A 19,956-nucleotide genomic window follows, 5' to 3' on the forward strand; every position below is an offset into this window, starting at 1 on the left:
AGCAAAATAATTATCATAAAACAATTATCATTTGACAACTAAAATGGTAATGTGCTACGATTTACTTATCAAATGATAAGTAAAGAGGTGTCGCGATGAAAACACTAGTTATTTATACACATCCTAATCATAAGAGTTTAAGCTATGCTTTTTTGCAAAAAGTCATCGAAGGCAGTAATGAAAACCCTAATATCACAGAAATAAAGGTGCTGGATTTGTATGAGGAGGGCTTTAATCCGGTCCTTGTTTTCAATGAGAATAAACGCAGAAGGGATATGCACTCCGATCCGCAGCTTGAAAAGTACCGGGAGCAAATTTTATGGGCAAATAAAATAGTTCTCGTGTATCCGATCTGGTGGGGACGGCCTCCGGCTATGCTCATGGGGTATATAGACCAAATGTTTTCTTCAGACTTTGCCTACAAAAATAAGGGCGGGTTGCTGCCAGAGGGGCTTCTGAAGGGGAGGTCGGTTGTCTGTATTTCAACGATGAAGGGGCCTACTCATTATCCTCTGCTGTGGTTGAATAATGCACATAAGGTATTAATGAGGAAGGCGCTATTTCAATATGTGGGTATGAAAAAAGTGAAGTTTTTTGAATTTGGAAATATGGAAAGCCCAAAGGGAAAACATGAAGAGAAACTAAATAAAATATATCGTTATTTCAAAATGTTAGCTCATTAAAGAGCAGTATAAAATGTAAATATAAAACCTAAACAGAAACAGGCAATCAAATGATTGCCTGTTTCTATGCGGTACAACAAAACTAAGGCATTCTATGCAGCGGAGCCACTATACTACTAGTTGTCGCCTTCGAGTGGCTTCTTGAAATGAATATGGGTGCCAATAACGCCTCCGATAATCATAATGGCACCAATGATATGATAATAACGAAGCTGTTCATTCAAAAATAACACCCCGGCAGCTATAGTCATTAAAGTGGCTAAGTTGCTGAATACGCTCATTTGCGAGGCCTTCATGACGGATAAAGCATAATTGGACAGCAAGGCTGTACCAAGTGACGAGAGAACCCCTAAATAAATAATCGATAGCAAAAAGCTAGAGCTGGTAAAGGGTTGAAAATAATCGGTTAAAGTATTTGCCGCTTGATGCTGGATGAGCGCAGTTGAATTAAACGCAATAAATCCAATTAGAAGCATGACATAGGTGAGGTCATACAAGGAATACTTCGTAGTCAGTTTTCTGGCAAGCACATTATAGCTGGCGGCCGCGAGAGCCGAGAGAAGTATCAGAATGGAGCCTTGAAAGCTTGAACTGGACAGATTAAAGCCTTTCATTGCAAAAATATAAACAACTCCGGCTGTTGATAATAAGGTAGCCAGCTTTTGTTGCAGCGTTGAAGTCTCGCCTAACAGAAACGAAGCTAATACTATCGTGAACACGGGAATACTGGATTGAATGATCCCTGCCTCCGACGAAGAAGAAAAAGTGAGTCCGAAAGCTTGAAAGGCAAAAAAGCTTGTCGGATAAAGGAGCGCAAGCGGCAGGATGGCAACTAAGTCCTTCCACTTTATTGAAAATTTGATTTTTTTCATCACAAGCGGGATTGAGGCAACGAGTAAAGAAAGCGTGAACCGATGAGCTAAAGTGTCGATTGGACTGGCAGCGGTTAGAGCTATTTTAACAAATAGGAATGAAAACCCAATGATGATGGAATATAGCAGCGCCGCGGTATACCCTTTTTGTAATGTTGACATCGTAAAACCTCCAGTGTTGTCGTTTGACTGTATCGTTATCGTAAACGTCGATGCAAAATGATACAATCTGAATAAACAACAACTGTACCGGTACAAGAGGGTGAGTGACATGTATAAATTCATTGGAATATCGCATGATTTGGAGCAAGCGATCAAAACCGGAGCATACAAGGAAGGTGAGAAACTTCCATCTATACGAGCTTTATCTGTGCAGTATCAATGCAATAAGAGTACAGTGATTCAAGCACTTCAAGAGCTCGAGAAAAGGCAACTGATTTACTCTGTCTCACGCAGCGGCCACTATGTGCTTAAGAAATCATTCAAGCCAATATCTGAACTGGAGGGCGTGTATGATTTTGCGAATGCCGCTCCTGATTGGAATGAATTCCCGTATGCGGACTTTCAACACTGTATTCGTAAAGCCATTGATGCCTATCAGCAAGATCTGTTTATTTATGGTACGTCAAAAGGCTTGCCCTCTCTGGTTAAAGTCGTTCAACGACAGCTGGAGAATGATCAAGTATTTGCGAAGGAAGAACATATTATCGTTACCTCCGGTGTACAACAGGCGCTGTTTATATTACAGTCGATTCCTTTTCCCAATGGGAAAGAGAAAATCCTGGTTGAGCAGCCCGGTTATCATCTCCTTATCGAATACATCAATCAATATGATCGCCCGGCAATTGGTATTGAGCGAACGGCACAAGGCATCGACTTGAACAGGCTGGAGCAAATTTTTCAGCAGGAGGACATTAAGTTTTTCTATACGATGCCTCGCTTTCACAATCCACTCGGAACGTCTTATTCGAAAGAGGACAAGATAGAGATACTGAAGCTTGCGGAGAAATATGATGTTTATATCGTTGAGGATGATTACTTGGCGGATTTTGACCAGAATACCAAAACAGACCCGCTCTATGCCTATGACAGGCATGAACGGGTCATCTATTTGAAAAGCTATTCTAAAATTATGTTCCCTGGTCTGCGAATAGGCATTGCGGTTGTTCCACTGGCGCTTTCACAAGCGTTCCATCAATTTAAGAAATATATTGATATTGATAGCTCCATGATTTCACAGGCTGCACTAGAAATATATATAAAAAGCGGTATGTTCGATCATCACTCCTATAAAATCCAAACGCCTTATATCAAGCGCTCTCAAGCTTTGAATGATGCATTGCAACAGTATATGGGGGGAGTGCTGTCAGGTGTTGTCTCTCTCACCCAACCGACAAAGTGTATGCATACCCATATTGTGCTGGACAAACTGGTAAATATGAACCAGCTCATATTACAAGCTAAGAAAAGAAACGTGGTAATTGAAACGGCCGATCAACATTATCTAACAGCATTTCCCCGAAAAAAAATAATTAAGCTGAACGTATCCCATATCTCTGTAGAACAGATCGCGGCAGGAATGGAAAAGCTGGCTGAAGCTATTAAAGCCAGCATATCGTGATATGCCCTTAAAGCTCCAAAAAAATCTCCCCTTTCCTTTACTCAATGCAGAGCAGGAAGGGGAGATTTTCATTGACCTAGTTTAATTTTCTACGAATTCGGCTTAAAGCGACTGGTGTAACCCCAAGATAAGAGGCGATATGATATTGCGGAATACTGCTAGTAAGGTGCCCATTAATTAATTAGGAGTGTTTACTTCACTTAGGATAGGGCCTGTTGAGTGTCTGATGACAAGTTCCGGTTTAAGAATGATTTTCTGATAGGAGTGCTGTGAAGCCGTTGGATTATGGAGTGAATCTAATAGAATTTTCGCCGCTTTCTTGCCCATATCTTCTTCACCCTGTGAGACGAAAGTGAAGGTGCCTAATTCATCATAACCCGGAGAGGGATCATCGAAGGTAATTATAGATAGATCCTCTGGAACTCGAAGTTTCAATTTTTTGGCAATGGAAGCAATATGCAGCCCTAGTCTAGTGTTGAGTGTGATAAATGCAGTAGCCATTCCATTCTTGATGTAGCGGTATAAAGGTTGTTCCTCTTCAATGCTGCTATAGTTTACATCGAACTCGGTTAGCATGAGTGCAGGATCGATAAGTACACCTTTTTGTTTCATCGATTCCATATAACCGGAGAGCCGATCTTCAACAGTCAAGGTTGGCATCGGAGAGTCTGAACAGATAGCAATCTTGCGATGTCCTAGACCCCACAAATGATCGACGGCTAGCTTTACACCTAAAGCACCGTCGGAGGAAACATAATCTGTTTCTACCCCGGGAAAGTAACGATCAACCAGTACGAATGGGAAGTGCTTTAATTTTAAAGCTAAAATTTCTTCATTATAATTCTCAGCGTCAACGGGGAAGATAATAAGTCCTACGGCCCCTTTTTGAATGAAATCTAATAAAGCCTCTTTTTCCAGTTGCTTGTTATTATGTGTGAATTGGATGGCAAGATAGTAATCTGTACCATTTAATACTTGTTGTATCCCTTGCAGTAAGCGAATCGCGAAGAAGTCCGTAATATTTGGGATGAGGAAGCCAATCATTTTACGACGAGATTTGGAGACAGCCAAATGAGCTTTACTATTGTCGTCGTATGCTGACACTTTATTTTGTTTTTGAATGAGCTGAAGAGCTTCTTTATTGACGAAGCTGCCTCGTCCGGGAATGCGATAGATCCAGCCTTCTTTGGCCAGCTGGGCAAGTGCATTAGCTACCGTTATACGACTGACGTTAAACTGCGTTATTAAATCCTTCTCGGCAGGAAGCCTATCATCAACCGATAAGGTGCCCGAGGAAATTAGTTGTTTGAAGTGATCTTTGATTTGCATATATAGTGGTTGTCGATCGTTCTGCATCAGTCTGCCCTCCGTTCGTATGAAAATACTTATATGTATTATATATCAAATATAGCATATTCATCAATCTTTGATCGCTCGAAGTGGATTTGAGGATAAATATAACAAACTCTTCTCTTCTGTTGTCGTATTTGACTGTATTTTATACAATCAACTTCACTCCAAAAACGTTGTATTTGTTCCAGGCTGTATTTCATACAGGCTAATAACCTGTTATGCAGATAAAGAGCCTCTAGCTACCCGTTTGATTGTATGTTTTCCATTCAAACACATTGAAACATAGAAAATAAGCGGTTTGAATGTACAATATCCAATCTAATAGTCCATCAGCCCATCTATCCGCTTACGTGCGATGGAGTAAAAGGGTGGAAATGGAGACGCTGCACCAACACTGTCACCGACACCAACACCGACACTGACATCGACACTGTCAGCGACACCAACACCAACACTGACATCGACACTGTCAGCGACACCAACACCAACACCAACACTGTCACCGACACCAACACCAACACCAACACCAACACCAACACCAACACCAACACCAACACCAACACCAACACCAACACCAACACCAACACCAACACCAACACCAACAACATCAACATCAGCGTCACTGTCAGCGACACTATCTGCATAGCAATTCATGTGTTGAAGCAATGATTTTGAGATTGAGCCGATTTACAATTTCTTATTTACAATAAAAATGAATAAATGATATATTTGATATATACTTAATATGTATAATACTCTGAGGAGGATTAATAATGCCCTATACAGCAATTCAACCAGACCGCTTAGCGGATTTCAAACGGAAGATTGAATCTAAGATTTACACGAAGGTGGCGTCTTTAGCTGTTGAAGCTTATGTGACGGAAGAGCCTGTTAGATATGAAGAGCGATTATCGGGTGCTCATCTGAAAGAGATTAAGCCAGGTGATAAATGGGGAGATCTATGGGGTTGTGCTTGGTTTCATTTTGAAGGGAAAGTACCCGCTGAAGCAGTAGGCTCAAAAGTAGTCTTGCTTATAGATATAAATGGAGAGCTATGCTTAGTGGATTCGGAAGGAACGCCGGAGCAAGGGCTTACGAATATTAATTCCGAATTTGACAGAGTGCATGGTTTGCCAGGAAAGCGTGTTGTGAACATAGCAGCAGCTGCAATCGGCAACGAGAGCATTGATCTGTGGGCAGATGCAGGCTGTAACGATTTATTCGGAATGTACCGCAGCGGTACGTTAAAAGAAGCAGATATTGCGATTTGTAATGAAGAAATGCGTCAGTTGTACTACGACTATGAGGTTTTGCTAGAGCTTGCCTTGCATTTGCCAGCCAATTCTTCACGGAGAGCTCAAATCATGCAAGCTTTGTATGATGTGTCCTTACAGATGAATGTCTTAGATGAAAAGAATGCGATTCAAGCGCGTGAGCGATTAGCGCCAGAATTGGCAAAACGCGGTGGCGACCCAACCTTGACCATTAGTGCGATCGGACACGCTCATATGGATTTGGCTTGGTTGTGGCCGATTCGGGAAACGATTCGTAAAGGTGCTCGTACTTTTTCAACCGTATTGAAAAATATGGAGCTGTATCCGGATTACATATTCGGAGCTAGCCAGCCCCAGCTCTATCTATGGATGAAAGAGCATTATCCGAAGCTATATGACAAAATTAAACTGCGGATTGCTGAAGGACGCTGGGAGCTGCAAGGTGCGATGTGGGTAGAGCCTGACTCCAATGTATCAGGCGGCGAAGCGCTTGTGCGCCAAGTGTTATATGGACAACAGTTTTATGAGCAGGAGTTTGGCAAACGTGTTCGCATGCTGTGGGTACCTGATATTTTTGGATATACAGCAGCCTTGCCACAAATCTTGAAAAAATCAGGAATCGATTATATGGTGACACAGAAGCTGTCATGGAATACGGTCAATGATTACCCGCATCATACGTTTATGTGGGAAGGGATTGATGGCAGCCAAGTGTTAACGCACTTGCCTCCGGAGGATACGTATAATTCAGCAGGTGCTCCACGTTCTCTCGTTAAAATTGAGCAAGAATATTATGATTCATCCGTATCGGATCGAGCGCTTATGTTGTTTGGAATTGGTGACGGCGGAGGCGGTCCAGGGGAAGAGCATTTGGAGCGTATCGCTCGTGAGAAAAATCTGCTTGGTTTACCTCCAGTCGTTCAAGAGCCGTCGATTGATTTCCTTGATAAATTGAACGAGCGGAACGAAATGTACAAAACTTGGCGCGGAGAGCTTTATCTCGAGAAGCATCAAGGGACGTTAACGACACAAGGGAAAAACAAAAAGTACAATCGCCTAATGGAAAAAGCGCTTCGCGAGCTGGAATTCGCAGCTGTGCTCGCTGAAATCCATTGTGGTGTTTCTTACCCTAGAACGGAGCTGGATGAGATTTGGAAGGAAGTTCTGTTATATCAATTCCATGATATTTTACCGGGCTCCTCTATTAAACGTGTATATGATGAATCTGTAGCACGTTATGAAGTATTGATTGACCGCACCAAAGAGTTGACGCGTGAGCGTTATGCTAAGCTTGCAAATCAATTGGGTACAAGCCAAGACGGTGCTGACGCAGTTGTATTTAACTCGCTGCCTTGGGAGCGTAAGGAATGGGTTTTAGTTGAAGGGAAATGGCGCAATGTTACCGTTCCATCGATGGGCTATGCTGTAATCAATGAACAGCTAGAGAAAGTGGAGACAGCTGCTTATGCTGCTGCAACGGAGCAAGCTCTGGAAAACGAAGTGCTGCGTGTTCAATTTCAAGCTGATGGAACCATTTCTTCGATATATGATAAGGTGGCTGAACGTGAGCTTATTTCAGCTGGCGCTGCAGCGAATAAGCTGGTGCTTTTTGATGATAAGGGCGGGGATGCTTGGGATTTCCCTGTTGATTATCGTGAGAGACCGTCCGTACAGTTGGTGCTTCAGGAAGCTCGTGCCTATGTAAATGGGCCGGAATCCATTGTGGAACAAACTTATGTGTTCGGTGCATCGAAGCTAGTACAACAAGTTGTACTTGCTGAAGGCAGCCGCCGAGTGGAGTTCCGAACAAAGGTAGATTGGTATGAGGAAGAAACAATGCTGAGAGCCGCATTCCCACTTGATTTGGTGACCGATGAGGTAAATTGTGAAATTCAGTTCGGTTACTTAAAACGTCCGACACATCGAAATACGTCCTGGGATCATGTGCGTGATGAAATTTGCGCGCATCACTGGATTGATTTATCGGAGTCACAATATGGGGTAGCGCTGTTGAATGACTCCAAATATGGTTTCCGCGCTTGTGGCAGTGAGCTTGATATTAACCTGCTGCGCAGTCCCAAGTATCCTGATCCTGAAGCAGATCGCGGCACTCATGAATTCTCCTATGCAATTATGCCGCATGAAAATGACTTCTTGAAGGCACAAGTGTATAAAGCGGGTTACGAATATAACGTTCCGTTGCAGGCTTATGCTGTGGAGAAATCTGCATCCACGGAATCTACGGAGGATTATCGTTCATTCATGGAAATAGATCATCCGGGTATTATGATTGAAGCGGTTAAGCAGGCGGAAGATGGCAGTGGCTGGATTATCCGCTTGTATGAAGCGTTAGGCGGGAAAACCAGAGCAGGACTACAGCTTGGAATTCCGTATAAACGGATCGAAGAGACTAATTTAATGGAGGAATCCATTCAAGATATTACGGTGGAACAGGGTGAGCCAATCCCACTCACGTTTACGGCGTTTGAGATCAAAACGGTGAAAGTTATCTGTTAGTCCTTTTAATAAACGGAAGCTGCACCAAGGAAGATTAACAACTTAACCTTAATACCTAAAAACGTAGCGGTCAGGGGCTCTCCCTGGCCGCTGTTTTATTTCTCATGAAGTGGTAGGAGCTCCATTCATTAAACCCGAGAGCAGGACCGAACCGATTAGACCGGCGGCGAACGACTTCATTTTCAGATGTTGCCATTCTGATCCGAATTCGAGCGAGTTTACCATATAAGGATCGACAGCTTTTCCTGGTAATTGATATTGCCAAGAACCGTATACTTACATCGATACCGGATAAGGAAACAAATCCACGATTCGGAAGCTTTGTCCGCTTTCGTTCGTAAACACCACATCCTCTCGCCTTAATTCACGGGGACTCTCTAAGCCGCAGGCGGCAGCCAGCGAAAACAAGCCTTCCCTCATCTGAAGAATATAGTTCATCACGCGCCACTGTTTCTCTTCGGGTGCCAGTGCCTCTTGATACTTAGAATCCGTAGTCGTAATCCCTGTTGGGCACTTGCCCGTATGACATTGCAGAGCCATGATGCAGCCGTTGGCCATCATAAAGCCGCGTGCAGAGTTGACGCAGTCCGCGCCAAGCGCCAGGGCGATTGCCACTTTGTCAGGCGTAATGAGTTTGCCGGAAGCGAATATTTTGAAACGCTCGCGCACGCCGAATTTTCTTGCGATGTCGTCAAGGATGAGCAAAGCGTTAAAGAGCGGCAATCCCATGCCATCTGCCATTGCTTTGAACGTAGCTCCAGAACCTCCCTCGGAACCGTCTACGGTAATAAAATCCGGGAAGATTTCTAGCTCAAGCATCGTCTGAAAAAACGGCTCGAGCCGCTGCGGATCGCCGACAACGATTTTGATGCCCACGGGTTTGCCGCCTTCTTCTTGCAAGGTGCTTATGAATCGAAGCGCTTCCTCCGGATTGGTTAGAAATTCGAACCGGTTTGGCGAATTCACCGTTTTCCCGATAGGCACTAAACGAGCTGCTGCGACTTTTTCGGTGACCTTGGATCCTTCGAGGTGCCCGCCACGTATTTTGGCACCCTGATGAAACTTCAATTCGAACGCCTTAATGTTCGGGATGGTAGCTTTTTGCTTGAATACTTCAATGGAGAAGCGGCCAGTGTCATCACGGAAGCCGAACAAGCCTGGTCCGATTTGCGAGACGATATCGACGCCTGTGGCAAGATGCACATCTGCAACTCCGCCTTCACCTGTATTGATCCAAGAACCGCCCGCCATGAATGCGCCGCTTCCCGTGGACTGAATATAATGCTCACCTACTGCTCCGTAGGAAGTAGCTGAGGCGCCGAACATGCCTTTGAGTCGCCACGGGTGTTCGCGGTTTTCGCCGACCATAATAATATCATCGTCATGCAGAAGCCAAGGTTTGACCTGTTCTTCCACGAATTTTTCCTTCCTTGTAAACAGCCCTTCGTTGGTAATGACATATTTCTTTCCTTGTACGAGGACTTTGTTATCCACCCTTAGCTCGCTTGTCAATTTCGTGAACATGGCATTGGATAAATAGTAGCCGGGCTTTTCATAATCGCGCTTGCCACCGAAGGAGATAAGATCCGTCCGGTATTTCGCCGCATACACGAGACCGACAAAGTCGGCCCGCGAGAATGGCTTCCCTTCCGTATCACTGTCAAACCAATATTGACGGAACTCAGGCCCCAACTTTTCAAGTAAATAACGTACCCAGCCAAGAAACGGGTGTGAGCGAATGATGGAATGCTTTGGTTTTTTGGATAAGGCATACATATAAACGAAAAAAATGATGGGCGGCAGTATAACGATAACAAGCAGTATAACGAGCAGGACAATTTGTACCACTGTATTGAACCTCCCGTAATGAAAATCATACAAAGATTATTATACTACCAATTAACAATTTTAATTCAGTTAGTCGATAGAAATACAGCGTCAAATAGCTCTCACGTACTCGGACCAACCAATTAGTATCATCTGAAACCCTATCGGAATTATTGCCGATATTGCTCAATAGATCATCGATCTTTTCCTTTTGTTTTCCCACTGTCTATCATTACTTTTACCTATCTTCACCATAGAGGATCCGTATTGGCCTTTTCCAGTTATTCTCCTTACTATGAAGGAACACCGGTGAATTATTACGCGATAGGAGATTATTTATGAAATGGTTTCAAAGATCCGGACCAGGATTATTATTCGTTTTTGTACTCGCCCTATTTTCCACCTGGCTCGGTTCGTTAATGCCCATAATCGGCGGTCCTGTATTTGGTATCGTACTGGGCGTTATGATCAACAATACGGTAGGCAAGCCGAAAAGTACGCAAGCGGGCATCCAGTTTTGTTCCAAAAAAGTGCTGCAGTGGTCCATTATTGCCCTTGGCTGCGGGTTAAGCCTGACGCAGGTATGGCAGACGGGCTCGGAATCTTTTTCACTGATGATGGTCAGTTTAGCTGCCTCTTTCCTCGCGGCTTACGGGTTCGGACGGATGATGAACATTCCGGAAAGACTAAAAATATTGATCGGGGCTGGAACAGGCATCTGCGGCGGTTCCGCAATTGCGGCGGTTTCGCCGATTATCGAGGCCGAAGAAATCGAGATTGCCTACGCTATTTCGACCATATTTTTGTTCAACATTGTTGCGGTTCTTCTGTTCCCCCCGCTTGGCCATTGGCTTGGCATGTCAGACAACGCCTTTGGTTTGTTAGCCGGAACTGCAATCAATGATACCTCATCAGTAGTGGCCGCTGGTTACTTATATAGTAATGAAGCCGGAGACTACGCTACCATTGTAAAGCTGACCCGGACTACGATGATCATTCCGATTTCGCTTCTGCTGGCTGCCTTAATGGGAGTGCGTAAAAAACGGGCGACAACGGCGGAGCAAACCGTCCATTATAGCTTTACAAAAATATTTCCTTGGTTTATTGTATGGTTTCTTGCCGCTTCCTTATTAAATACATTAGGGTTGTTTGGTGAACAAGCGCTGCATGTTCTGGACATCCTGGCCAAGTTTATGATCGTCATGGCGTTGTCTGCAATTGGCCTGAGTGCAGATTTCCGCAAAATGATGAAGGCCGGCATCAAGCCTATTATTTTGGGACTTATCGTTTGGTTTGTTGTAACTGCGGTTAGCCTAATCATACTATGGGTTACTGGAAGGATATGAGATAGCAGCAGACGCGAAGAACAAGAAAGGAACAAGAAATGATCGTAGAAACACTAAAGGTTTATGTAACTGTTGTGGAACAGAGCAATTTTTCACGAGCCGCAGAACTTCTTAACCTCTCGCAGCCGAGTGTCAGCCAGCATATCCGAAATTTGGAAAATGAATTTGGGGTCAAACTTATGCACCGTTCTCCCCATCACGTGAAGACGACTGAGGCGGGCGATATCCTGTACAAACGGGCAAAGCAGATTCTATCCACGTACGAAGCAGCCAAGGAGGAAATTCACCTTTTACGGGATGAGGTTACAGGGTCGTTAAAAATCGGGGCGAGCTTTACGATTGGCGAATATATACTGCCTCATCTGCTAGCTGAATTTGTCCTTCAATACCCGCATGTTGACATTCAGGCAAAGATAGCCAATACAGATGAAATTGCTCAGGCCGTTCGTGCCAACGAGCTCGATATCGGTCTAGTGGAAGGCAATGTCGAATATCGGGATATTTTGATTACTCCCCCGTTTATGGAGGATGAAATGGTTTTGGTCGCTCCTCGCAATCATCCGTTAAGCTTGCAAAAGATGATTGAACCAGGTGTACTGCAAGACCAGGTTTGGGTATTCAGAGAAAATGGCTCCGGTACACGGGCATTTAGTGATCAATTTATCGGGGAACTAGGCCTCTGCATCAAACGCTCCTTCATCTTTAACAGCAATCAGGGAGTGAAAGAAGCGGTGGTTGCCGGATTAGGTCTGGCCCTGCTCTCCCGGTGGGTTATACGAACGGAGCTAGAGTCCGGTGAACTATGCAGCATTTCCGTTAAAGGGCAGCGTTTTGCCCGCTATTTTTCCATTTTGCTGGACCCTAAGTCTTCTTCTGACACGATGGCGGTGAGAATGTTCATTCAAAGACTGCGGCAATTCAAGATGTAATTCCAGTAGGAAGTGTTTGATTTTCTATGAACCCATCAAGACGGGATGTATTGTGATGAATGGAACGAAAAAGAGGTTATTACATGGCTCATGGTCATGTAATAACCTCTTTTTTTGATAGGAGTCAGACAGAATGGATGACCATTCATTTTTAATGACCCATTAACTTGGCATCTTTAGGAAGCAGAAATGCGAATAAACCGAGCAGAGGCAGATAGGCACAAATTTGAATCACAGAGGCAACGCCGGTCTGGTCTATCAACCAACCAATCACAACTGATCCAAGTCCTGCCATACCGAAGGAAAATCCGAAAAACAAACCTGCAATCGTTCCTACTTTGCCCGGAAGCATCTCCTGTGCATACACAAGAATGACGGAGAAGCCCGACATCAGAATGACTCCGACCGCTAAGCATAACAAGATGGATCCAACTGGACTAGCATAAGGCAGCAAAATGGAGAACGGTGCGGTTCCGAGAATCGAGAACCAAATGATCTTCTTTCTGCCAAAACGGTCAGCTAACGGGCCTCCGAGCATAGTGCCGACCATTCCCGCGAATTGTAGAGCAAATAGTGATATTTGAGCTTTCTCCAGCGGCAGCCCATAACGCTCCATGAAATAAAATGAGTAATACCCGGTCATACTTGCCAAATAAACAAATTTGGAAAATAGCAAAACAAGTAAGGTGCTTATTACGAAGAAGACAAAACCTTTGGACAATGTACGTTCGACTGTAACATTGCGACGCTCCTGCTTTTTCAACAAACGGTTCTGATCGGCATACCATCTGCTTACATACCATTGAATGATGAAGCCAGCGACAGCTAGCAGTGTGAACCATAGGAACCCAAGCTGTCCAAGTGGTGTAAGAATAAACGCGACCATTAGCGGTGCGAGTGCTTGACCGGTATTCCCACCGACTTGAAAGATGGATTGTGCCAACCCTTTGCCTTTACCGGCTGCAAGATGCGCTACGCGAGAAGACTCGGGATGCAGGACGGAGGAGCCGACACCGACAAAGGCAGCAGATAGGATCAGCATCATTAAGTTAGGGGCGAAGGCAAGACCAACCATGCCTAGCAGACTGAATAGCATGCCGAGTGGCAATAAAATCGGCATTGGTCTGCGATCTGTATAGATTCCGATGAGCGGCTGGAGTACCGATGCAGTTATATTGAGCGTAAATGCAATCCAACCGATTTGGGCGAAGCTGAGCTGCAACGATTTCTGGAAGATCGGGAACACGGCAGGAACAACGGTCTGCATCGCGTCATTTAGTAAATGCGCAACACTGACCCCAAGCAGCATCACGTTAGCGGCTTGTTTGGGTGTTCCGGCTGCTGTAACGGACTGAGACAAAAATATCACCTTTTCTTTTTCTTCCAATACTAATAGAAGCTGCTATGAATTGTCTTCGTGATTATTGCTTTGATTAAGCGCAAGTTTTGCTATAATGAAAACGGGTGAAAGCATATGATCGTTCAAATCTCAACGCCAAAGCTAGAAGTCTGGCGAATAGACGGGGAGTTTATTAATCTCCCGCATTTCCATGAGCATGATTTTCAAATTACCATTCCGATGCATGGCTCATGCCAACTAACGCAGGAGAATAAAAATTATAGTTTGGTGGATGGGAATGCGGTAGTACAGCACCCTCAGGACCATCATTTTTTCGAGATCGGGGCGGAGTCCAGCGTACTTGTTTTTAAGGTAAGCCAGAACAGCCTGAAGGAGCTCACTAAACACGAAGAGATTGAATTTGCTCTGCGTCAGCAATTCGATCCCACTTTTCTTAATGAAAAGTTCCGCAAATGGATGAGTGTTCTGTTGACATATGACCCTGCGGACCGTTTAGCGCAAGAAGAGCTGGAGTCGCAGGTGCTTCATTATTTATATGGGGCATTGTCCGGAAATCACAAAAACAATAGTAATTCTGATACTCGAACCAGCGTGCTCGGCACAGACCTCTTTATGGGCAAGGTACTGGATTATATCCATGCTCATTATACAAATGGAATAGAAATCGAGACGCTTGCTTCTATTGCGCTGCAAAGCCGATACCACTTTATCCGCTCCTTTAAAGCAGCAATCGGTGTGACTCCGTATCAATACGTGCTTCGGCTGCGGATGGAAGAGGCTAAGCTGAAGCTGCAAAGAACAGGGATGTCCGTTACAGACATCAGCTTTAGTCTCGGTTTTTCAAGCGTTAGTCAATTTTACAGAGCGTTTGTGAAAGCAGTCGGCACCACACCTGAGCAGTTCCGAAACTCCTTACTCTAGTACGAACTGAGCTGTAACCGGGTTATGGTCACTGTGCTCATAGGCCAGCTTATTGCCTTGTACGGCGTTCAATTTAATGTTAGGAGAAATTAAGAAGCCGTCAATGACAGCTTGAAAGTTGACTCCTTGTGTAAACGCGACATCGACTGTGCGAACAGAAGCGGCATCCTTGTCTACGGCCCATTGGAAGCCTTCAGGCGTAAATTGATCAGGAAATGGCTGCAGCCATTCTGGATAAGCTTGTGTAGTTGGAAAAACGCCCGGATCAGTGCCAGGTAAGGAATGGTTCCAGTCGCCGCCTATAATGATGTAGTTGCTCTTATTATTCTCTTTCTGAATATAGTCGGACAAATACTGCAACTGCTGCTTGCGGATGCTGCCGCCCTTATCGAAGGCAGACAAGTGAAGATTAACGAGAACAAGCTCTTTGCCGTTATCAACGGGTATTCGGGTTTCAAGGAAAGCCCTGTCCAGATCAAGCTGCTGCCGCGGCCAGCTTTCTTTGCCTGGCAGGTCGAATCTTTGCGCCTGAATACTCTGAAATGTAGTTAAGGTTAGCAATCCGCTGCGAACGGAGCCCATGGGATCAAAAACCGGAACCGGAACCCAAGGTACTTTGTAATTGATGGCAAAGGTATGACTGTAATTGGATAATCGCTCAGAAATATAATCGACCTGGTTAATTTTAAAGCTTCGTGACGATTTTAAATCTACTTCCTGCAAAATATAGATGTCCGAGTTCGTATCAGTCATAAAAGACGTGATGGCATCTAGGTTAGCCTTCGTCTGATTTTCACTGCTTGAACGCGACATCGTTCCCCCATCCATGAAGAAATCCTGCTGTTTATCCAGCCCAGCGTAGCCAATATTAAATGTCGTAACGGAGAAAGGCTCTGCTTGTTTCAAAACGAGCTCCTTGTTTTCTTCAACAGTAAGCGGGGTAACTTCTGCCGGCTTATAATCGGTTGCTGAAATATACAGTAAAAATCCGCCGACAACCAGTACAGCGACAAGTAAAATAAAGCCTATTATTTTTCCTATTGTTATCATCATTCGAGAACTCCTTTTCAATTGGTGATCGTACCGGTGTAAAGCAGTCTATTGGCGCGGTATTATAAGTTAAACATAGAAAAGCAATATATTGAAGCATATGTTTAGAGGGGACTATCCTATTACATCGATTGAGCGAGGACGATGTGGTACGGCAAAAAAGAGGCACCATCCCTTTCATAGTTGAAAGAAATGGCGCCCGTTTTTGTTAGGTTATTAGAAGTCGAAGTTGTCCGGGTCTGGACCCACTCGAAGATTTTGATTCAAACCATCGATCCGAGCCACATCTTCATTGGATAGCTCAAAATCAAATATGGCCGCATTTTCTATGATGCGATGTTCTTTAGTAGACTTCGGTATTGTAACAATCCCACGCTGCAAGTCCCAACGCAAAATAACTTGGGCAATAGATTTACGATGCTGATCTGCAATTTCTTTTAAGACAGGATGATCTAACAGTTGGCCTTGCATTAATGGAGACCATGCCTCGATCTGAATGCCCTGTTTCTTGCAGTATTCGATCAATTCATTTTGAGTTAATTGTGGATGGAGCTCCACTTGGTTCACCATTGGTTTAATGACAGCTTCCTTCAGTAGTTCTTCCATATGATGAACGTGGAAGTTACTTACCCCAATTGCCTTTACTCGGCCTTCTTTATATAGAGTTTCCAAAGCTCTCCACGCCTCTTTGAACTTACCTTCTACTGGCCAATGAATAAGATACAAATCAAGATAATCCAGGCCTAATTTATTCAAGCTTGTCTCGTAGGCTGCCAGTGCAGCATCGTATCCCAGATCGGCATTCCATACCTTTGAAGTAACAAATAGCTGCTCCCTTGGGATATTGTTCTCAAGAAGCGCCTCATGAATTCCTTGTCCAACACCCGTTTCATTGTCATAAATTGCTGCAGTATCAATGCTGCGATAACCATGCTTAATAGCTGATTTTACAGCACTGACTAACTCAGCTCCTTCTTCTACTTTAAATACGCCGAGTCCAAACCAAGGCATTTGAATACCATTGTGTAATGTTGTTGTATCTTGTAAGTTTTTTGCTGTCATAAAAAAGCCTCCTGAAATTTTATTGAGAATCGTTTTTTGAAAGTATCATGCCGTTTAAAGCTCATTATTACGAAGGATTGCTCTTGAGCCTTGCTTCGTCTTTTCTTTCCAAGGCACGTGCCCACCCGGTTAAGAATACAGCCCCGAGCACCATCAATGATCCCACCCACGCTGTATGAATGAGCCCCATCGAATCGGTAACTACACCACCGAGGTATGCCCCAATCGCAATGCCTGCGTTAAATGCGGCAATATTTACAGCAGAGGCTACATCTACCGCTTTCGGCGCATAACGCTCTGCGAGCATAACTACATACACTTGCAAGCCGGGCACGTTCATAAAGGCTAACAACCCCATAAAGAAAATCGTTATTAAACCTGCCGTTTTGAACGGGATGGTAAATGTTAAGATAAGGAGTACAATGGCTTGTAATATAAACATATAGAAAAGAGCAGATATAGGCTTGCGGTTAGCCGCTTTACCTCCAATTACATTGCCGATGGCTATGGCAATTCCGTATACAAGGAGAATAAGTGCAACCGTCTTTTCCTTAAACCCGGTTATATCGTGAAGCAACGGGGATAAATAAGTAAAGACGACAAAGGTGCCTCCGTAACCTATAGCCGTAATAGTGAATGCAAGCAGCAAACGTCCATTAGTAACAAGTTTTATTTGATCGCGAATCGGCGTTTTGGTTCCTTGGCGCAAATTAGAAGGAATTAGTATCATGTTGGCTATGAAGGCTACAATACCGATTACAACGATTCCGATAAAAGCTGCACGCCAGCCCCATTGTTGGCCTATCATAGTACCCAGCGGTACTCCTGTAACGGTGGCCACTGTAAGTCCAGAGAACATAATAGCGATAGCGCTGGCTCTACGATTTTCGGGTACAAGATCAGCCGCGATGGTCGAGCCAATCGACATAAATACACCGTGTGCCAGTGCCGAGATAACGCGAGCCGCCAGCAGAATGACTACCCCGTTTGCCGTTGCGGCAAGGCTGTTGCCCACAATAAATACAATCATAATCAAAAATAATAATGTTTTACGCGGAACAGTAGAAGTTACGGACGTTAATATGGGCGCTCCAAAGGTTACTCCTAAAGCATATAAAGTAACGGTTAATGCCGATGTTGTAACAGATATATTTAAGTCCTCAGAAATAAGGGGAAGCAACCCTACACTGATGAACTCTGTTGTCCCGATTGCAAAAGCACTTATTGCTAGCGCTAGGAGTGCTAACGTGCTTCTCTTCTTATTCTGTGACATTTGTTCGACTCCTATCCTATCGTATAGTGTTGGTGCAGCCGGCCGGTAAATGCTATTATGAATTAACTGTATAAAAATAAACAGTACGTACTTTGTTGTGATATAGATACTAAATAGTTATATACGCACTAAAAAGTGCCTATAAAAAGTTGGAGGTTAAGACCGTGATTAAGAAGAAATATAACATTTCAGTGGAAGCGACTCTGGAAGTAATTGGAGGGAAATGGAAATGTGTAATCCTTTGTCATCTAACACATGGCAAAAAACGACCAAGTGAGTTGAAACGTGTAATGCCCGTTATTACTCAAAAGATGCTAACTCAGCAATTAAAAGAATTAGAACAGGACGGTATCGTAAATAGGATCAGCTACAATCAGGTTCCTCCTAAAGTGGAGTATGAGCTCAGTGAATATGGATGGAGTTTGAAATCCATATTGGATTCCTTATGCAATTGGGGAGAACAGCATATTATTAAAGAATACGGAGATAAGTTTGCTGTACTAGAAGATAATATTTTAAATAATAAGCCAGAGGACGTGCTAGTCGATAATTAAGAAGTAGTTACAAACAACGTCACAAGCGGGGGAGACAAACGAAGGATGAACATTATCATAGCACCGGATTCATTCAAAGGCAGTTTATCTGCTCAGGAAGTAGGGTTAGCGATTGAGAGAGGCATCAATAAAGCCCTTCCTGAAAGCGTAACCAAAGTTATTCCGATGGCAGATGGCGGCGAAGGAACGATGGACTGTCTAATCGATGCAACAAAAGGGCGGTTCGTAAAAACTTCTGTTCAGGACCCGTTGGGACGTATTATTGAGTCTGGTTTTGGAATATTGGGGGATGGGATGACCTGTGTCATAGAAATGGCGATGTCATCAGGTTTATATCTAATTGAAAGCCAGGAAAGAAACCCATTAATTACGACGACCTATGGGGTAGGGCAATTGATAAGAGCTGCGCTGAACCAAGGCTGCCGTAATTTTATTATAGCTGTGGGAGGAAGCGCGACAAATGACGGAGGAGCCGGCATGCTGCAGGCTTTAGGTGTGGATTTGCTGGATGTGGAAGGCAATCAGATTGGATATGGCGGCGGAAGCTTAGATAAACTAGCCATGATTAGAACAAATGAGATGGATCCGCGTATTGCGGAAAGTCGATTTACTGTCGCGTGTGATGTGGACAACCCATTTGTCGGCACGAAAGGAGCCTCAGCGGTTTTCGGCCCCCAGAAGGGCGCATCAGCAGAGATGGTTAAACAGCTGGATAATAATTTGAAGCATTTCGCAGATGTCATTGAGCGTGAACGAGGTATTGCCATTCATGATCTTCCAGGTACAGGAGCGGCGGGCGGCTTGTCGGGCGGTATTCTTGCTTTCTTGAACGGCGTATTGGAATCAGGGGTGTCGATCGTTACTCGGGTTACAGAGCTTGAAGCGGCTGTTCGTGAAGCAGACCTAGTTATTACTGGAGAAGGACAGGTGGATTTCCAAACAGCGCATGGCAAAACGCCATTCGGTGTTGCAAAAGTTGCCCAGGCACATGGAGTGCCCGTCATTGTACTGGCAGGGTCTATCGGCAAAGGGATCGATAGCTTGTACCAGCATGGAGTAACAGCGGTCTTAAGTATTGTTAACCGGCCTATGACACTTGAAGAAGCAATGAAACAGACTGCGTCTTTATTAGAAGAAGCAGCGGAACAAATTTTGCGCATCATCAAACTTACGGACTCGGAGTGATAGAAATGAATCAACCTGAGATAAATTATAATAGAATTTGCTGCAGTGAAGAATCCCGACTATTTTGGCGAAAAGTTAGGGTTCTTTTTTTTGAGGACAGCATCGGCTCTCTACTCTTGCTTGTACAAG

General features: G+C 44.2%; 16 protein-coding genes. 8 read left to right on the forward strand and 8 right to left on the reverse strand.

The window, feature by feature from the left end:
* Positions 1–95: 95 nt before the first annotated feature.
* Positions 96–683, forward strand: coding sequence for an NAD(P)H-dependent oxidoreductase (locus AC0YN7_RS10755; protein ID WP_475809982.1), 588 nt, complete (start codon positions 96–98; stop codon positions 681–683).
* A gap of 116 nt (positions 684–799) precedes the next feature.
* On the opposite strand, the gene AC0YN7_RS10760 is transcribed toward AC0YN7_RS10755, so the two are convergent.
* Positions 800–1,717 (reverse strand): DMT family transporter, encoded by a 918-nt coding sequence (locus tag AC0YN7_RS10760; protein WP_475809983.1) that lies wholly within the window; start codon positions 1,715–1,717, stop codon positions 800–802.
* Positions 1,718–1,826: 109 nt separating this feature from the next.
* Between AC0YN7_RS10760 and AC0YN7_RS10765 the strand changes: the two genes are divergently transcribed.
* Positions 1,827–3,176, forward strand: coding sequence for an aminotransferase-like domain-containing protein (locus tag AC0YN7_RS10765; protein ID WP_475809984.1), 1,350 nt, complete (start codon positions 1,827–1,829; stop codon positions 3,174–3,176).
* Positions 3,177–3,353: 177 nt separating this feature from the next.
* On the opposite strand, the gene AC0YN7_RS10770 is transcribed toward AC0YN7_RS10765, so the two are convergent.
* Both AC0YN7_RS10770 and AC0YN7_RS10775 read right to left on the reverse strand, forming a co-directional pair.
* Positions 3,354–4,532 carry a GntR family transcriptional regulator gene (locus AC0YN7_RS10770; protein ID WP_475809985.1) on the reverse strand — a complete coding sequence of 393 codons (1,179 nt, stop codon included), beginning with the start codon at positions 4,530–4,532 and terminating at the stop codon, positions 3,354–3,356.
* A gap of 315 nt (positions 4,533–4,847) precedes the next feature.
* The gene (locus AC0YN7_RS10775; RefSeq protein ID WP_475809986.1) at positions 4,848–5,183 is read right to left on the reverse strand and encodes a hypothetical protein; all 336 of its coding nucleotides are present in this window, start codon (positions 5,181–5,183) and stop codon (positions 4,848–4,850) included.
* A 119-nt stretch (positions 5,184–5,302) separates the two neighbouring features.
* On the opposite strand from AC0YN7_RS10775, the gene AC0YN7_RS10780 reads away from it, so the two are divergent.
* Positions 5,303–8,320 carry an alpha-mannosidase gene (locus AC0YN7_RS10780; RefSeq protein ID WP_475809987.1) on the forward strand — a complete coding sequence of 1,006 codons (3,018 nt, stop codon included), beginning with the start codon at positions 5,303–5,305 and terminating at the stop codon, positions 8,318–8,320.
* A gap of 276 nt (positions 8,321–8,596) precedes the next feature.
* Here AC0YN7_RS10780 and AC0YN7_RS10785 read toward each other — a convergent pair whose 3' ends face one another.
* Positions 8,597–10,168, reverse strand: a complete 1,572-nt coding sequence (locus AC0YN7_RS10785; RefSeq protein WP_475809988.1) for a glutamate synthase-related protein — start codon at positions 10,166–10,168, stop codon at positions 8,597–8,599.
* Positions 10,169–10,485: 317 nt separating this feature from the next.
* Here AC0YN7_RS10785 and AC0YN7_RS10790 point away from each other — a divergent pair, with 317 nt between their 5' ends.
* Entirely contained in the window at positions 10,486–11,493 is a 1,008-nt protein-coding gene (locus AC0YN7_RS10790) for a YeiH family protein (RefSeq protein WP_475809989.1), read from the forward strand.
* A gap of 38 nt (positions 11,494–11,531) precedes the next feature.
* Entirely contained in the window at positions 11,532–12,422 is an 891-nt protein-coding gene (locus AC0YN7_RS10795; RefSeq protein WP_475809990.1) for a LysR substrate-binding domain-containing protein, read from the forward strand.
* Positions 12,423–12,573: 151 nt separating this feature from the next.
* Here AC0YN7_RS10795 and AC0YN7_RS10800 read toward each other — a convergent pair whose 3' ends face one another.
* A complete protein-coding gene (locus tag AC0YN7_RS10800; RefSeq protein WP_475810128.1) occupies positions 12,574–13,731 on the reverse strand; it encodes an MFS transporter in 1,158 nt (385 codons plus the stop codon).
* A 165-nt stretch (positions 13,732–13,896) separates the two neighbouring features.
* Here AC0YN7_RS10800 and AC0YN7_RS10805 point away from each other — a divergent pair, with 165 nt between their 5' ends.
* Positions 13,897–14,703 carry a helix-turn-helix domain-containing protein gene (locus AC0YN7_RS10805; RefSeq protein WP_475809991.1) on the forward strand — a complete coding sequence of 269 codons (807 nt, stop codon included), beginning with the start codon at positions 13,897–13,899 and terminating at the stop codon, positions 14,701–14,703.
* Here AC0YN7_RS10805 and AC0YN7_RS10810 read toward each other — a convergent pair.
* The 3 genes from AC0YN7_RS10810 to AC0YN7_RS10820 form a co-directional block, all read right to left on the reverse strand.
* Positions 14,695–15,756, reverse strand: coding sequence for an endonuclease/exonuclease/phosphatase family protein (locus AC0YN7_RS10810; RefSeq protein ID WP_475809992.1), 1,062 nt, complete (start codon positions 15,754–15,756; stop codon positions 14,695–14,697). The genes AC0YN7_RS10805 and AC0YN7_RS10810 overlap by 9 nt on opposite strands.
* Positions 15,757–15,969: 213 nt before the next feature.
* Positions 15,970–16,815, reverse strand: a complete 846-nt coding sequence (locus tag AC0YN7_RS10815; RefSeq protein ID WP_475809993.1) for an aldo/keto reductase — start codon at positions 16,813–16,815, stop codon at positions 15,970–15,972.
* 67 nt (positions 16,816–16,882) lie between these two features.
* Positions 16,883–18,088 (reverse strand): MFS transporter, encoded by a 1,206-nt coding sequence (locus tag AC0YN7_RS10820; RefSeq protein WP_475809994.1) that lies wholly within the window; start codon positions 18,086–18,088, stop codon positions 16,883–16,885.
* 167 nt (positions 18,089–18,255) lie between these two features.
* On the opposite strand from AC0YN7_RS10820, the gene AC0YN7_RS10825 reads away from it, so the two are divergent.
* Positions 18,256–18,642, forward strand: coding sequence for a winged helix-turn-helix transcriptional regulator (locus tag AC0YN7_RS10825; RefSeq protein WP_475810129.1), 387 nt, complete (start codon positions 18,256–18,258; stop codon positions 18,640–18,642).
* A gap of 45 nt (positions 18,643–18,687) precedes the next feature.
* A complete protein-coding gene (locus tag AC0YN7_RS10830; RefSeq protein ID WP_475809995.1) occupies positions 18,688–19,827 on the forward strand; it encodes a glycerate kinase in 1,140 nt (379 codons plus the stop codon).
* The last annotated feature ends 129 nt before the right edge of the window (positions 19,828–19,956 follow it).

It is taken from the genome of Paenibacillus sp. J31R122 (assembly GCF_056269185.1).